The 14,336-nt window shown below is 49.1% G+C and carries 13 protein-coding genes and 1 pseudogene; 10 read left to right on the top strand and 4 right to left on the bottom strand.

Going from position 1 to position 14,336, the window contains the following annotated elements:
* Positions 1–50: 50 nt before the first annotated feature.
* The 5 genes from GC097_RS03110 (at position 51) to GC097_RS03090 (ending at position 5,307) form a co-directional block, all read left to right on the top strand.
* On the top strand, positions 51–938 hold the full coding sequence (locus GC097_RS03110; protein ID WP_171681896.1) for an ATP-binding protein: 888 nt from the start codon (positions 51–53) through the stop codon (positions 936–938).
* Positions 916–2,856 carry a nitric oxide reductase activation protein NorD gene (locus tag GC097_RS03105; protein ID WP_246293917.1) on the top strand — a complete coding sequence of 647 codons (1,941 nt, stop codon included), beginning with the start codon at positions 916–918 and terminating at the stop codon, positions 2,854–2,856. Before GC097_RS03110 ends, GC097_RS03105 begins: the two co-directional genes overlap by 23 nt.
* Before the next feature lie 120 nt (positions 2,857–2,976).
* Positions 2,977–4,152, top strand: coding sequence for a formate-dependent phosphoribosylglycinamide formyltransferase (gene purT / locus GC097_RS03100; protein ID WP_171681895.1), 1,176 nt, complete (start codon positions 2,977–2,979; stop codon positions 4,150–4,152).
* 48 nt (positions 4,153–4,200) lie between these two features.
* Entirely contained in the window at positions 4,201–4,683 is a 483-nt protein-coding gene (locus GC097_RS03095) for an acyl-CoA thioesterase (protein ID WP_171681894.1), read from the top strand.
* A gap of 348 nt (positions 4,684–5,031) precedes the next feature.
* Positions 5,032–5,307, top strand: a complete 276-nt coding sequence (locus GC097_RS03090; RefSeq protein ID WP_171681893.1) for a hypothetical protein — start codon at positions 5,032–5,034, stop codon at positions 5,305–5,307.
* A gap of 110 nt (positions 5,308–5,417) precedes the next feature.
* On the opposite strand, the gene GC097_RS03085 is transcribed toward GC097_RS03090, so the two are convergent.
* From GC097_RS03085 to cysT, 4 genes are read right to left on the bottom strand one after another with little or no spacing between them, the layout of a single operon-like run.
* Positions 5,418–6,524 (bottom strand): sulfate ABC transporter substrate-binding protein, encoded by a 1,107-nt coding sequence (locus GC097_RS03085; protein ID WP_171681892.1) that lies wholly within the window; start codon positions 6,522–6,524, stop codon positions 5,418–5,420.
* A gap of 36 nt (positions 6,525–6,560) precedes the next feature.
* A complete protein-coding gene (locus GC097_RS03080; protein WP_171681891.1) occupies positions 6,561–7,646 on the bottom strand; it encodes an ABC transporter ATP-binding protein in 1,086 nt (361 codons plus the stop codon).
* Between the two features lie 13 nt (positions 7,647–7,659).
* Entirely contained in the window at positions 7,660–8,466 is an 807-nt protein-coding gene (locus tag GC097_RS03075) for a sulfate ABC transporter permease subunit (protein ID WP_171681890.1), read from the bottom strand.
* Positions 8,463–9,269 (bottom strand): sulfate ABC transporter permease subunit CysT, encoded by an 807-nt coding sequence (gene cysT / locus GC097_RS03070; RefSeq protein WP_312875601.1) that lies wholly within the window; start codon positions 9,267–9,269, stop codon positions 8,463–8,465. Before cysT ends, GC097_RS03075 begins: the two co-directional genes overlap by 4 nt.
* A 435-nt stretch (positions 9,270–9,704) precedes the next feature.
* Here cysT and GC097_RS03065 point away from each other — a divergent pair, with 435 nt between their 5' ends.
* From GC097_RS03065 to GC097_RS03045, 5 genes and pseudogenes are all read left to right on the top strand, one after another.
* The gene (locus tag GC097_RS03065; RefSeq protein ID WP_171681888.1) at positions 9,705–10,496 is read left to right on the top strand and encodes an ABC transporter permease subunit; all 792 of its coding nucleotides are present in this window, start codon (positions 9,705–9,707) and stop codon (positions 10,494–10,496) included.
* 115 nt (positions 10,497–10,611) lie between these two features.
* Positions 10,612–11,280: pseudogene (locus GC097_RS03060) on the top strand (ATP-binding cassette domain-containing protein); the annotation flags it as partial.
* Positions 11,281–11,318: 38 nt separating this feature from the next.
* Positions 11,319–12,929: an FAD-dependent oxidoreductase gene (locus GC097_RS03055; RefSeq protein ID WP_171681886.1), complete on the top strand. Its 1,611-nt coding sequence runs from the start codon at positions 11,319–11,321 to the stop codon at positions 12,927–12,929.
* Positions 12,929–13,267: a 4Fe-4S binding protein gene (locus GC097_RS03050; protein ID WP_171681885.1), complete on the top strand. Its 339-nt coding sequence runs from the start codon at positions 12,929–12,931 to the stop codon at positions 13,265–13,267. Before GC097_RS03055 ends, GC097_RS03050 begins: the two co-directional genes overlap by 1 nt.
* A gap of 46 nt (positions 13,268–13,313) precedes the next feature.
* Complete coding sequence (locus GC097_RS03045) at positions 13,314–14,333, top strand: ABC transporter substrate-binding protein (RefSeq protein ID WP_171681884.1); 1,020 nt, start codon at positions 13,314–13,316, stop codon at positions 14,331–14,333.
* The last annotated feature ends 3 nt before the right edge of the window (positions 14,334–14,336 follow it).

The following is a 14,336-nucleotide window of genomic DNA, read 5'->3' as shown; positions in this document are numbered from 1 at the left end:
CTGATAAATAGTAAGAGAACAAAGAAATCAGGAGAGGAACATCAGATCCTATGTTAACAGAAAGTATACCGCAAGAGATCCGCGAAAAGTTGGAGAAAAATAAGCTGAACAGACAGGTCAATACCGCGTCCGAAGATTTAAAACTAGTTGGAACGGCGGCTTTTGAAGCTCCTCGGGAAGACATCCTAATTGATACCGTCATTGCTCTTTATTTAGGGAAAAATGTGCTGCTCAAAGGCCCGACTGGCTCGGGCAAAACAAAGCTGGCCGAGCATGTGTCTGCTCTTTTTAATCAACCGATGCATGCCGTTAACTGTTCGACCGATCTTGACGCGGAAGCGCTGCTCGGGTTCAAAACATTATCGCATGATGAGCAGGGGCGCTCGCAGATTGTTTTTATTCCTGGGCCGATCATGAAAGCCATGACCAAGGGCCATTTTCTATACATAGACGAAATTAATATGGCAAAACCAGAGACGTTGTCGCTGATCAACGGTGTGTTGGATTATCGGAGATCGATTACGAATCCTTTTACCGGAGAAGTGATCACGGCCCATCCCGATTTCAGAGTCGTGGCTGCAATTAACGAAGGATATATGGGGACAGTCCCTCTTAATGAAGCTTTGAAAAATAGATTTGTAACCGTAGACGTTCCCTATTTGCAAGGTGAAGCCTTGTATCAGTTATTGAAAAGCAAATCGATATTACGTGAAGACAAGCAATTGAGGACTTATGTGCAGCTGTCGGCTGATCTTTTGACACTGATTGAGATGGGACAGCTGCCTGATGAAGCGGGCTCGATTCGAGCGCTGCTCGATGCTTGTGATCTCACGGCATACATTCCGCCGATGCGAGCTGTGTCCCGGGCGATTGCCGATAAATTAGAAGATGAAAGGGAACGTGCAGCCGTGATCAATGCGGCGGAAACGTTATTTTAAGGGGATGTTTGTAGGGAAAATCAGCATGCTTGATGATAAAATTGACGCCATGCTACAAATGCAATTAGTCGATTTAGCCCGGATGTTCACGAAACGCAAAGAGCTGGAAGTGGAAGCAGCGTTTCACGCAGAGTATGATGAAGGCGCCGCGCGAATCACTGTCAGCCAGTTTTGGTGGGACTATCCTCCGAATGATAAAGCGTCAGGAATGAAGAGCGATGTGTACTTACGTGGAATCGGGAGTGCTTGGTACACAGGATCCGAAGCGGTTAAGTCATATTTGGCTTTTTCTCAGCAGAACCGATTTCCAAAGCTGGCGAATTCGCTCTTCGCGCTGTGCGAAGATATGCGGCTTGAACGTATTTGCCGCGCGCGCAGACTGGGAACATCGCGTGTTTTTACAGCTCGGCATCGTATCTACGGAGCTTATTTTGGGCATAAGTTGCGCACGCATTTAAACAAAGGCGAGCTGGCAGATGCCGTTCTTTTGTTGATATACGGTTGGTTTACCGGGGCGGAGTGGAGCGCAGCCGAAGGAGTTGGGCTGGCTTCCCGGCTAGCGCCGCTATACCCTGTACTAGAACGCATCGAGGAAGCGGAGCATACCTCGGAAGTGGCTGCCAGCTGCGAAGAGATGATGGACGCGCTGGCTTATTGGCTGGACAGAGATGCGGGGGCCGCTTATTTCTGGATGCAGCCAGGGGGCGGCGTGGCGGAGCCGCTGCCTGCGGGATATAAAGGCGAGCTGAAGCGCGCCAAGCGGCTCGCGAATGAGGATGTGCTCCCCGAGCAGGAGGGGGAGCGCCAGCTGCCGGGCCAGGAGCGCATGCCGACCTGGCACCGCGAAAGCAGCGACCGCAGCCCGGGGCTGCTGCGGTTTGAGCTGGAGCGCGGCTCACGCACAGCCGCGCTCGGTTCTGCGCCCCGCGAGGGCGACGCCGCCGATCAGGCGCTCGCCATCGTCCAGGGGCGCTCGCAGCGCGCCCAGCGCACTGGCGCCGCCCCAGACGGGCGGCGCGCCAAAGCTGCCGTGCCTGCTGCCGCAGGGCACGGGGAAGGCGCTGTCGCCGCGTTCGCGACGGCGACGTGGCTTGCGCCTGAGCGGCCGACTGCTGTGCAGCAGGCCGCTTTCAGGCGCCTTCGCGAGCGCGCAGCGCCGCTCGCGAAGCCATTGCAGCGTGCGATACGGCGCACGCTGGAGCAGAGGCGGGTCGCCCCGCGGGGCGACCTCTTGTTTGGGCGGCTCGACAAGCGGCTGACGCGAGCCGTTACGCAAGAGCAGCCGCGCCTCTTCTACAAGAAGCGCGCGCCAGTTCCGCAGCTCGATGCGGCCTTCGCGCTGCTCGTTGACTGCTCGGCGTCCATGTATGACAAAATGGACGAAACAAAGCTGGGTCTCGTGCTGTTCCACGAGACCCTTCAATCCCTGCGAATCCCCCACGAAATCGTGGGCTTCTGGGAGGATGCGGATCGCGTTACGGAGCGCGAAGCACCCAACCTGTTCCAGGTTGCGGTGGACTTCGGCTCCTCGCTTGCTTCCGGAAGCGGCGCGGCGCTTATGCAGCTTGAGCCGCAGCAGGATAACCGCGATGGCTTCGCGATACGCTGCATGACAGAGCGGCTGCTGCGGCGGGCGGAGCGTCAGCACATCCTGCTCGTATTCTCCGATGGCGAGCCGTCGGCAGCCAATTATAATGATGTAGGGATTCTCGATACCTACGAAGCCGTTCTGCGCGCCCGGCGGCTAGGGATTGAGGTCATCTCCATCTTTTTGGCAAGCGGTACCGTTCATGAAACCGAACGGAACGCGATGCGCAACATGTACGGACGCAGCAGCATTGTCGTGCCTCATGTGGAGGAGTTAACTGAGCAATTAGTACCGATTTTGCGCAAACTTCTGCTGAAATCTATCTTTTAAAGTCGAAATCCTTTACAATAGATCAGGGTATTTGCCGGGATTGTTATTTTTACTTACATAGATATCAAGAAGTTATAAGCTTGCTTAGGTTGGGCAAAACATTAAGGGGGAAATCATTTCATGTACGGTGCACCATTATCGAATAAAGCTAAGAAAATTATGCTGCTGGGATCGGGAGAGCTTGGCAAAGAAGTCGTCATAGAAGCGCAGCGTCTAGGCATAGAGACAATTGCCGTGGATCGTTATGCGCATGCTCCGGCTATGCAGGTCGCGCATCGCAGCCATGTGATCAATATGCTGGATGGGGAGCAGCTCAGGGCACTTGTCGAGCAAGAGCGTCCGGATCTCATCGTACCTGAAATTGAAGCGATTGCGACGCCTGTCCTGGTAGAGCTTGAGTCAGAAGGCTATCGCGTCATCCCGACGGCTACCGCCTCGCGTTTGACGATGGACCGGGAGGGCATTCGCCGTCTGGCTTCTGAAACGTTGCAGCTGAGGACAGCGAAGTATGCATTTGCAAATAGTCTCGAAGAATTGCATGCGGCCGTTGCTGAAATCGGTACCCCTTGCGTCATCAAGCCGATCATGAGCTCATCGGGCAAAGGGCAAAGCGTATGCCGCACGCCTGAGAATGTGGAACAATCGTGGAACATGGCGATGGAGGGCGGACGTGCCAAGAACGCTCGTGTCATCGTTGAAGAATTCATTCATTTCGAGTCCGAAATTACATTGTTGACGGTTCGTTCCGTTTCGGGAACAACCTATTGCGAGCCGATCGGCCACATCCAAAAAGACGGCGATTACATTGAATCCTGGCAGCCGCATGACATGTCAGAGCAGCAAATTCTGGATGCCCAGCACATGGCCAAAACGATTACGGATGCGCTCGGCGGCTACGGCATTTATGGCGTAGAGCTCTTCTTGACGAAAGACGGCGTATACTTCAGCGAAGTTTCGCCTCGTCCTCATGATACAGGCATGGTTACGATGGCGACACAGGATTTGAGTGAGTTCGCCCTGCATGCCAGAGCGATTCTGGGATTGCCGATCACCGGCATCCGTCTTTTAACGCCAGGTGCCAGCTATACGCTCAAAGCGGATCGCGAGCAAGTTGAGTACACCATCAGCGGGCTAGAAGAAGCGTTGTCCGTTCCGAATACGCAGGTTCGCGTGTTTGGCAAGCCTGAGACAAAGGTAGGCCGCCGTATGGCGGTTGCGCTCAGCAGCAGTGAAACCGTAGAGGAAGCTCGCCGTTTAGCGAAAGAGGCTGCAGGTAAGCTTAAACTGAACTACTAATTGAAGCAATTTGTGCATGGCCGATCGTTATCAACAGGAGGAAACTACATGGAAGCTAAACCAGCAAGACTCTCCCGGACCGTGTTAACTGAAATTATTTTGCCTGCGGACACGAACTATCACAATACCGTGTTTGGCGGCCGCGTCATGCAGTACATCGACAAGGTAGCAACGATTGCCTCTATGCGTCATTCCCGCAGAGGGGTTGTAACGGCTTCTAGCGACAGCTTGGATTTCTATGCACCAGTAAAGCTTGGTGAAGCTATTCAGTTGGAGGCTTTCGTCACTTGGACGCATCGGAGTTCAATGGAAGTATTCGTGAAAATCGAGTCGGAAAACTTGTTGACAGGCGAAAAAAAGCGGACAGCCAATTCTTATTTAACCTTCGTAGCTCTAGACGATAACGGACAGCCTTGTGAAGTGCCGGGCATTATCCCTGAGACGGAGGAAGAGAAGCGACTTTTCGAAACGGCTGAAACGCGATTTGCCGCGCGCAAGCTTCGGAAAGAGGAACGGAATTTAAATTTGTAGTAAATATAGAGTGGATCTCATGGAGATCTGCTCTTTTTTGTGCTTACGGACAGGAGGCCAGTAGCACTATCTTTAGTAAGTGGAACTTGTAGTCCTCTATTTTGAAGAATATGGGCACAGAGGATGCTGAAACGGAACTACAGGGCACTATTTATTGTAAAAACATCGTTTTCGAGCAAAAAAGGTGGAATAACGGAACATAGTTCCCAATTGTGAGCTGCTGAACAGCTTTTTGAGCAAATAAAGGATCATAGTTCCCACTTGAAGCGTCATCATGCTTTTTATGATGGAAAAATCGACTGATATGGATTATTATGGAAATGAAAAAAACCCGGAAGGAGGATTCAAATGAGAAAAATGATGTTTCGCTCCTTGATATTCGCGATCCTACTCGTCATCGGCTATTATGCCGTTCAAGTGTTTTGGGGCTACTATATCACATTGAAGTATGTGCCTGACATTAGCAATTCATCATCTGCAATTGACTTTGGAAGTCATAAAGTTGAGTTCGGGATTAAAGCTAGCCCGCTTAATGTGATTAGTGAAATTATGATCATCATGGCAATAGGTGTTGTTATCTATATTTCAGGAAGCTATGTCACGAAAAAAATAACAACCTCCTGAAACTAACCATGAAAATCGCCGTATTGAATGAAATCTATCCCATGCCATCGTCCACAAAAAGCAAGCCCGGCAGCGAAATGACCTTCGCTCCGGGCTTTTTTGCAATTGCCTTACTTGGATCCGCCTTCTGCGAGGATAGTTTCCCAAATAGCGCCTTTGCCGTAAAGCTCTTTATTTACTTTATCCCAACCGCCAAGATATTCAATGTTGAATAAGCCGGCTGGAGTTGTGTAGTTTTTCTCATATTGTTTGGCAATTTCCGGCAATACGGAGCGGAATCCTTTATCCGCGAATACTTTTTGAGCGTCAGGACTCCATAAGTAGTCGAGGAATGCTTGAACAGCTTCGCGATTGCCATGCTTATCTACGTTTTTATCAATAAGTGCAACGGGATTTTCGATGGATGTCGTGTATTGCGGGATGACTTCCACATATTTTTTGCCGGATTGAATGCGGGAAATAAGCTCATTTTCGTATGTGACGATCGCATCGCCAACGCCTTTATCGAAAGTCGCAAGGGAATCTGCACCGCTCTTATCCAGTACTTTGATGTTTTTGTACACTTTGGCTACATAATCCTTAGCGAAGGCCGGATCTTTTTTGCCAGCAGCCTCAGAAGTTTTCAAGCCTGCGCCATAGATCGCATTAATGTCCCATTTGGCTCCGCCGGAAGTACTTGGATTCGGGATCAACACTTCAACGCCCGGTTTTGTCAAGTCGGTCCAGTCTTTAATGCCTTTTGGATTGCCCTCACGCACGCCGATTGCTGCGATGGAAGAGGTGATATTGCCTTTGTAGGGGTTGTTTTTCCAATCGTGTGTGATTAAGCCTTTTTCGACGATTTTTTGGATATCTCCTTCAAGGGAAAGTGGTGCGATATCCGCTTCAAATCCTTGGATAATCGCGGTAGCTTGCGAACCGGAAGCCACATAAGATTCTTGGAATTCTACGGTTTGGCCGGTTTTCTTTTTCCACTCTTCTTTGAATTTAGGCAAAATAACGTCGAAGGAATCTTTAAGGATGGAATACGCGCCGATGGTGATCGTTACTTTTTCAGCCTTTGGAGCGGAACTGGCCGCTGCCGTAGCCGCAGCTGTTGCAGCCGCTGATGGAGCAGGCGTGCTAGTTGTTTTAGTACTTGTTCCGCAAGCTGTAAGCGCGATACTTGCAGTGAATAACGTAGCAGTGATAAGACCTAGTGATTTGAATTTTTTCATGGTTTACAACTCCCCTTCATCCTATAAATAGTTTTTTTATATAAAAACAGGCAGTGGATCTTGTTTCGCCTGATTTTCAATGACGATGTTCTCTGTTTTGGTAAAGACGGAAATGTGATGGATCAAAATATTCACTTCATCGCCGGCTCGATAAATTTTCTCTTTCACAGATTGATAAGCGAAAAGCTTAATCGCGCCCGTATCGATTTCCAGATACCAGGAATCCCCGCGGAAATGGACATGAGTAACTTTTCCTTTTTCACCAGCCGTTGCAAGATGACTTACGTCATGGGGGCGAACTTCGATGGATTCGGGACGAATCAGCACGTTCACATCCGGCAGCCATTTGCCGTCTTGTTGGATTTCATCCAAGTAAGGGAAGCCGATGAGCGGCGTGTATTGGGAGATTACATTAGATTCTCCGATGAAGGATGCCACGAATGATGTTGCAGGCTTGGTGTAAATTTCCCACGGACTTCCTTGCTGCTCGATTTTTCCGCCTTGAACGAGGATGATTTCATCAGCGACCTCAATGGCCTCATCTTGATCATGGGTGACGAAGAGGGTTGTTACTTTAAATTCGTCAATCAGATTCCGCAGCCAAAGGCGCAGCTCTTTGCGGATTTTGGCGTCGATTGCGGCAAAAGGCTCATCCAGCAGCAGCAATTGAGGCTCAGGCGCCAAAGCTCTAGCAAAAGCAACCCGTTGGCGTTGACCGCCGGAAAGCTGGTGCGGGTATTTGCGCTCGTTGCCGGCAAGCCCCATTAAGTTCAAAAGATAGGTCACTCTGTCATGAATGACGTCTTTTGGCTTTTTGAGAACTTTAAGGCCGTAAGCCACGTTATCAAAAACGGTCATATGCTTGAAGAGAGCATAGCTCTGAAAAACGAAGCCAATTCCCCTTTCTTGAACGGGCAGATGTGTGGCCAGCTTTCCATCGAAATAAATGTCTCCGGTTGTCGGACTCTCCAGGCCGGATAACATGCGAAGGATGGACGTTTTCCCGCCGCCGCTGGGACCGATCAAACCAACCAGATGACCTTTCGTAATGCTGAAATTAACATCTTTGATGGCGTGAAATGACCCGAAATGTTTATTGAGATTTTTTACTTCGATGTGCATACGGGGTTCCTCCTTAATGGCTTCTCAATTTTTCGCTTCTTCTTTTCAACCATTCTAACGTTAATAAAATAGAAATGGAGATGAGACCGAGTACAAATGCGACACTGTTTGCTGCAACGAGCTGAAATTGCTCGGCGTCTTGATATACGAGTGTAGTTGCGGTTTGCGTTTGGTTGATGATATTTCCTGAGACAACTAAGATAGAGCCGAATTCACCGAGCGATCTTGCAATGGTTAAAATGAGTCCGTACACGACGCCCCAGCGGATGCCCGGCCATGTGATCTGAAAAAAGGTGCGCCATGCACCGGCGCCAAGTGTAGCGGATGCTTCTTCGGACTGCGTGCCGATCTCTTCGAGCAAAGGGACGACTTCCCGAACCATTAGAGGAAACGTAATGAACATCGTAGCCAGAACCATCCCGGGAATGGCATATACGATTTTCATATTATGATCTTCCATGAATGCTCCAAGCGCCGTGTTTGGACCAAAAATGAGAATGACCATTAAGCCGACGATGACCGGTGATACTGCAAATGGCAAATCAATCAGGGCATTGATGACAGGTTTCAACCAACGGGAGATCCAGGAACCTCTTACGATCTCTAATGAAAGGTAAACACCGACGATGGTATTTAGCAAAGTTACGATCAGTACGATAATGAAAGAGATTTTTAAGGCATGCAAGGCTTCGGGTCTTACAAGCGCATCGAGAAAGGCTTTCGGGCCTTCTTCAAAAGCGCCGAAGGCTACGCCGAGAAACGGCAGCATAATCAATAGAAAAATGACGAGAAACGAAATGCTAATCAATATTCTTCTCATGCGAGGCGCCCCTTTCCGCGTGTCAATACGTTGATAATCCACAAAATAAGGAGGGATAACGTAAGGAGCACAAGGGAAATAGCTGCCGCGCCTTCGGGATTATAGTTCTGCGTCTCACCGTATATATAGACCGATGCGACCATTGTTTTACCCGGCAAATTGCCGGAGATCAACGAGATGGCGCCAAACTCGGCTAGGGATCGGGAAAAAGCAAGCATGCTGCCGGCAAGAATACCCGGTAATACAGCTGGAAAAACGATTCGGCAGAATGAATAGAATCTGCTCGCGCCAAGTGTAAAGCTGGCTTGTTCTTCAGCAGGGTCAATTTGCTCAAGCAGGGGTTGAACGGTCCGAATCACGAATGGAAAAGTTACGAAAACCAAGCCGATCACTATGGCCGTTTGATTGTAAAGCAGCTTGATTCCAGCATGGTCGAGCCAGACGCCAAGCGGACTTGAAGGGCCAAGCAACGTTAGAAACATGAGTCCTGCCACGGAGGTTGGCAGAGAGAAGGGAAGATCGACCATGCTGTTCAAAATGCTCTTCCCTCGGAATGTGTATCTGACGAGCACATAGGCGATGATGGTTCCAACTATGGCTTGAATGATCGTCGATACAACGCTGAGCTTGATTGTAAGCAAGATGGACTTCCAGGCTAGTGGTCCTGTTACTTCTTGCCAAAAGGGTTCCCATCCTAAAGAAAATCCTTTGAAATAGATGGAACCGATCGGGATGAGCAGAAGCACAATCAGATAGCCAATAAGCACAGATCGAACCGTAGCTTTAAATACTGTGTTAATCACATTGCACCACCCATTTTTATTAATCATAGCGTTTTACTCGGAATATTAAATTGAATATAACAGCGCGTAGTCAAATTTGTCAATACATCTATTCCTGTTTTTTATGGAATTATTCAAATTAATTTATAATTGTCAAGCGTGTACCCTATTCGTGATCGGCCATTATATGAAAGAATACAAAATAGAAGGATGAACTGGTTGAGAGTCTGCTGGCAATAGGGACTCGCATACTGTTGTTTGCAAAAAAAGCATTGACGCGCCTTAATGCCAGTGCTAGTATATGTATCAATCAATATCCGAGTAAAACAATAAGAATTATAAAGTTTACAAAGAGTCGACCAGATGACTGGAGACTCCCGTCCTTGCTGAACAAGGATTGGGAGTCTTTTTGTTTTCTAACGCCTCTTCACTTTATACAAAGAAAGAGGGAATCACATGCTAGCTAATCGCAACGCACCAATTGCCCGTTCCAAGGTTTGGCAGCCATGGGTCATACCGATTCTCATTTTACTGCTATGGCAAGTGTTTGGCTTAACCGGATGGCTATCACAGCGAATTTTGCCAACACCATGGGAAGTCGTGAAAGCTCTATACGGGGTGATTAAAGACGGAACCATCTTTGAATATGTTGCGGTGAGTACCAAGCGGGCATTTCTAGGCTTCCTCATTGGCGGCAGCATCGCATTTGTCATCGGTTTGCTTAATGGGATTTTTCCAATCGCTGAAAGATATATTGATTCTTCGGTGCAAATGGTTCGAACCATTCCGCATCTTGCGATGATTCCGCTCGTCATTATGTGGTTCGGCATTGGCGAGACCTCCAAATTATTTCTGGTTTCACTCGGCGTTGCTTTTCCGATCTATCTGAATACGTTCCATGGCATCCGTTCCGTTGATCCAGGTTTGATCGAGATGGGCAAGGTCTATGGCCTTAAGGGGTTCTCGTTATTTGCTAAAGTAATTTTGCCGGGAGCGTTGGCGAACATCCTGCTTGGTATCCGTTTTTCCTTAGGGATTATGTGGCTCAGCTTGATCGTCGCCGAAACGATTGCCGCGGATTCGGGGATTGGCTATATGGCGACGCATGCCAGAGAATTCATGCAGATGGATGTGGTGGTATTATGTGTCATTTTATACGCAGTCTTAGGGAAGCTATCGGATTTAATTGCCAAATTTTTCGAAAATCGCTGGTTGAAATGGCATCACAACTATATTCAAAAAACGTAAGAAGGGGAGGATTCTTATGAGTAAAGCCGGAGGCATTCAGCTCCACATTCGAAATGTGAACAAATCTTTCGGAACGACAAGTGTGCTGTCAGGCATCGATTTAAACATCAAGCAAGGGGAATTCGTCGCGATTGTGGGCCGCAGCGGGTGCGGCAAAAGCACGCTTCTCCGCCTCATCGCAGGTTTGGATGAAGCGACAAGCGGAGCCATCTTGCTGGATGCACAGGGGATTCAAGGCATTCACAAGGATACTCGTGTGCTGTTTCAGGAACATCGGCTGCTTCCTTGGAAGAAAAATATCGATAACGTTCGGATTGGTGTTAAATCCGGCGACAAGGAGATTGCTTATAAGGCGCTACAACAAGTTGGCCTTGAACATAAGAAGGATGACTGGCCGGCTGTTCTGTCCGGCGGTCAAAGACAACGTGTTGCGCTGGCTAGGGCGCTTGCCGGTAACCCGAGGCTTCTTCTCTTGGATGAGCCGCTTGGCGCATTAGATGCTTTAACTCGCATTGAGATGCAGCAGCTTATTGAACAGCTTTGGCTGGAGAAGCAATTCACCGTGCTGCTCGTCACTCATGATGTGAGTGAAGCCGTAGCGTTGGCGGACAGAGTCATTCTTATTGAAGATGGAAAGATTGGGTTGGATTTGAAGATTTCGCTGGCCAGACCCAGGGAGCATGATAGCGGCTTTGCTTATTTTGAGAAAATAATTTTGGACCGGCTGCTAGTGAAACAGCACTATGAAACAGCGAAAACAGCTGCAGAGGCTTTTTCCATTTAATGAAGTTTAAGATTGATGAGATGAGGGAGGGCTTAAAGATGACTCAATTTGATTTGCAATTGCACGCGGATGTACTCATTATCGGTGGAGGACCTTCCGGGGCTTGGGCGGCGATCACGGCTGCCAAAGAAGGAGCAAAGGTCGTACTTGTAGATAAAGGCTATTGCGGCACGAGCGGTGCTACGGCACCATCGGGAACAGGCTTGTGGTATGTCAACCCAACGGCCGAAGAACGTGAAGCAGCGATGAAGAGCAGAGAGGCGCTTGGCGGATATCTCGCGGATCGCGGCTGGATGAAAAAGGTATTAGATCAAACGTATAGCAATACGAACCAAATTGCCGCTTGGGGATACCCGTTCCCAATCGATGAAACAGGTACTTCACATCGGAAAAGTCTGCAAGGACCGGAATACATGCGTTTAATGCGCAAGCAGGTGCAGAAAGCCGGTGTCCGCATTCTCGACCACAGTCCTGCGCTGGAGCTTCTTGCGGATGAGCATGGGGTCGCTGGGGCAACCGGTGTGAACAACCAAACCAAAGACACATGGCGCGTGGATGCCGCATCGGTCGTTATCGCAACAGGCGGTTGCGCGTTCCTGAGTAAAGCGCTTGGTACGAATGTGCTAACCGGAGACGGATACTTGCTTGCTGCTGAGGCAGGAGCGAACCTATCCGGCATGGAGTTCTCTACCGCCTATTCCTTAGCACCGGCTTTTTCTCCGGTAACGAAATCAGCCTTCTATACGTGGGCAACGTTTTACTATGAGGATGGTACGGTGATCGAAGGGGCCGGTTCGCAGCGAGGACGGTCTGTCATCGCCAAGACATTGCTGACACAGCCTGTATTCGCAAGAATAGATAAGGCCGATGACATTGTCAAAAAAGCGATGCGGCAAGCGCAGCCTAACTTCTTTTTATCTTTTGACCGACTGGGCATCGATCCTTTTACGCAAAAGTTTCCCGTGACGCTCAGATTCGAAGGGACAGTGAGAGGAACCGGGGGCATTCATATTATCGATGAAACTTGCGCGACGGAAGTGCCTGGTCTTTATGCGGCGGGGGATGCCGCGACAAGAGAATTGATCTGCGGCGGTTTTACCGGCGGAGGCAGCCACAATGCGGCTTGGGCGATGTCATCGGGATATTTCTCAGGCGAAGCAGCGGCTAAATATGCACGAAAATTGGGCGCAGCCGCTTCGGATCGCAAGGCGAAAGGCCTATCGGAAGCGAGCGGCGTTCCGACACAGGCAACAACGAAGTCGGGAGCTCCTGATACGAATGAAATTATCAAAGCCGTTCAGGATGAAGTGTTCCCGTATGACCGCAACTGGTTCCGTACAGGAGAAGGTCTGCAGAGCTCTTTAGGGCGATTGGATCAACTATGGCATGAATTGAAGCATGGCATTCAAGCTAACGACGGCAATGTCGTACGGGTTCGCGAAGCGGCTGCCATGACAGCGACGGCGAGATGGATGTATACCAGCGGTCTTGAACGCAAAGAAACGCGGGGCATGCATCGCCGGGAAGATTTTCCGCGTATCGATGAAGCACAAAAGTACCGCATTAAGAGCGGCGGCTTGGATAAGACATGGGCGAAGCCGTTGGTGGATGGAGCCCAACCGGCCGAGATTAAGGAGGCTGTTGTGTAATGATAGAACTGTTAAGCAAAGATCGCTGCATTAGCTGCAACCAATGCGTTTCCGTTTGCCCGACGAATGTTTTTGAGGCGGTTCAGGGCGATAATCCCGTTATCGCTAGACAATCGGATTGCCAAAGCTGCTTTATGTGCGAATTATATTGCCCGACCGACGCATTGTACGTTTCACCGGTTGCAGAAGAAAAGACAAAGGTTGACGAGGGCGAGTTAGTTCAAGATGGCTTATTAGGCAGCTACAAACAAAACGTGGGCTGGGGGAAAGGCAGAGTATCTACAGCCTCCTCTGACGGTTCCTATATCATTTTCCAGCGGATGCACGCATCGCATTAATTCGTTTATTTTCCAATCCATTTACAACTCAGGGGGTCAAAGACATATGAAACAAAGAACATTGAAAGCAGCCAGCCTTATACTCATCCTATCCATATTCACCGTACTGCTGGCAGCTTGCGGAGCTAATTCAGAGAAAACAGCGGCTCCAGTTGGGGCGAACGCAGCATCCAATGCCAAGATTACGCTGCCTGAAACATTGCGGATCGGATTTATTTCGGCGAATAATAACAAAACGATCACCGGACCAGAAGGTTGGGCACAATCGAAGGGCTATTTAGAGAGTGAACTAAAGAAATACGGTGTGAAAGAGTTCAAATACTTCACGTTCCCGAACGGTCCAAACCTTAACGAGGCGATCTCGGCCGGTACGCTTGATGTTGGCATCTATGGTGACACACCGGCCATTAATGGCAAAGCGGCAGGCTTGAAAACGCGTTTAATCAACATCACACAGGTCAATATGAATGCTTGGCTGGTTGCGAAAGCCGACGGTTCGAAATCGTTGGAAGATCTCAAAGGTAAAAAGGTTGCTACTTCCCAAGGCTCATATATGAGCCGTTATTTAACCAGCCTTTTGAAAGAGAAAGGGCTTGATAAGGATGTGAAAATCCTTCATCTATTGCCTGCAGATGCGGAAGCAGCGCTTTCCCGCGGGGATATTGCCGCTTATGCCTACCCGACTGGCTTCGGACCTTTGCTGCTGAAAAAGGGCTATGTGGCGATCGATGAAGCCGCCAATCATCCGCTTCTGCAAGGCTCCAGCTTGACTGTTGTAACCGAGGATTACTTGGCTAAAAACCCGCAATTTCCAAAGCTATGGAATGACCTGCGTACGAGAGCTGTCAAAGAAATTCGTGAAAACAAAGAAGAATATTTCAAATTTTATGCAGAAGCCTCTGGATATCCGTTGGATGTCGTGAAAGCTTCCTTCAAAATCGATCAATGGCCTGTGGAGGCAGCTCTGCCTGACGGACTTAAACTGATCGAAGAAACGAAAAAATTCCTGGTCGATCAGGGCTTGGCTAAGAAAGATTATGTGATTAAGGACTGGTTAACGAATTAGGGG

Origin of the sequence: Paenibacillus planticolens (assembly GCF_013141725.1) — a bacterium.
Lineage (GTDB): Bacteria > Bacillota > Bacilli > Paenibacillales > NBRC-103111 > Paenibacillus_E > Paenibacillus_E planticolens.
Note: the sequence above shows the minus strand (reverse complement) of the source record. Positions and strands in the feature narration are given on the sequence as shown.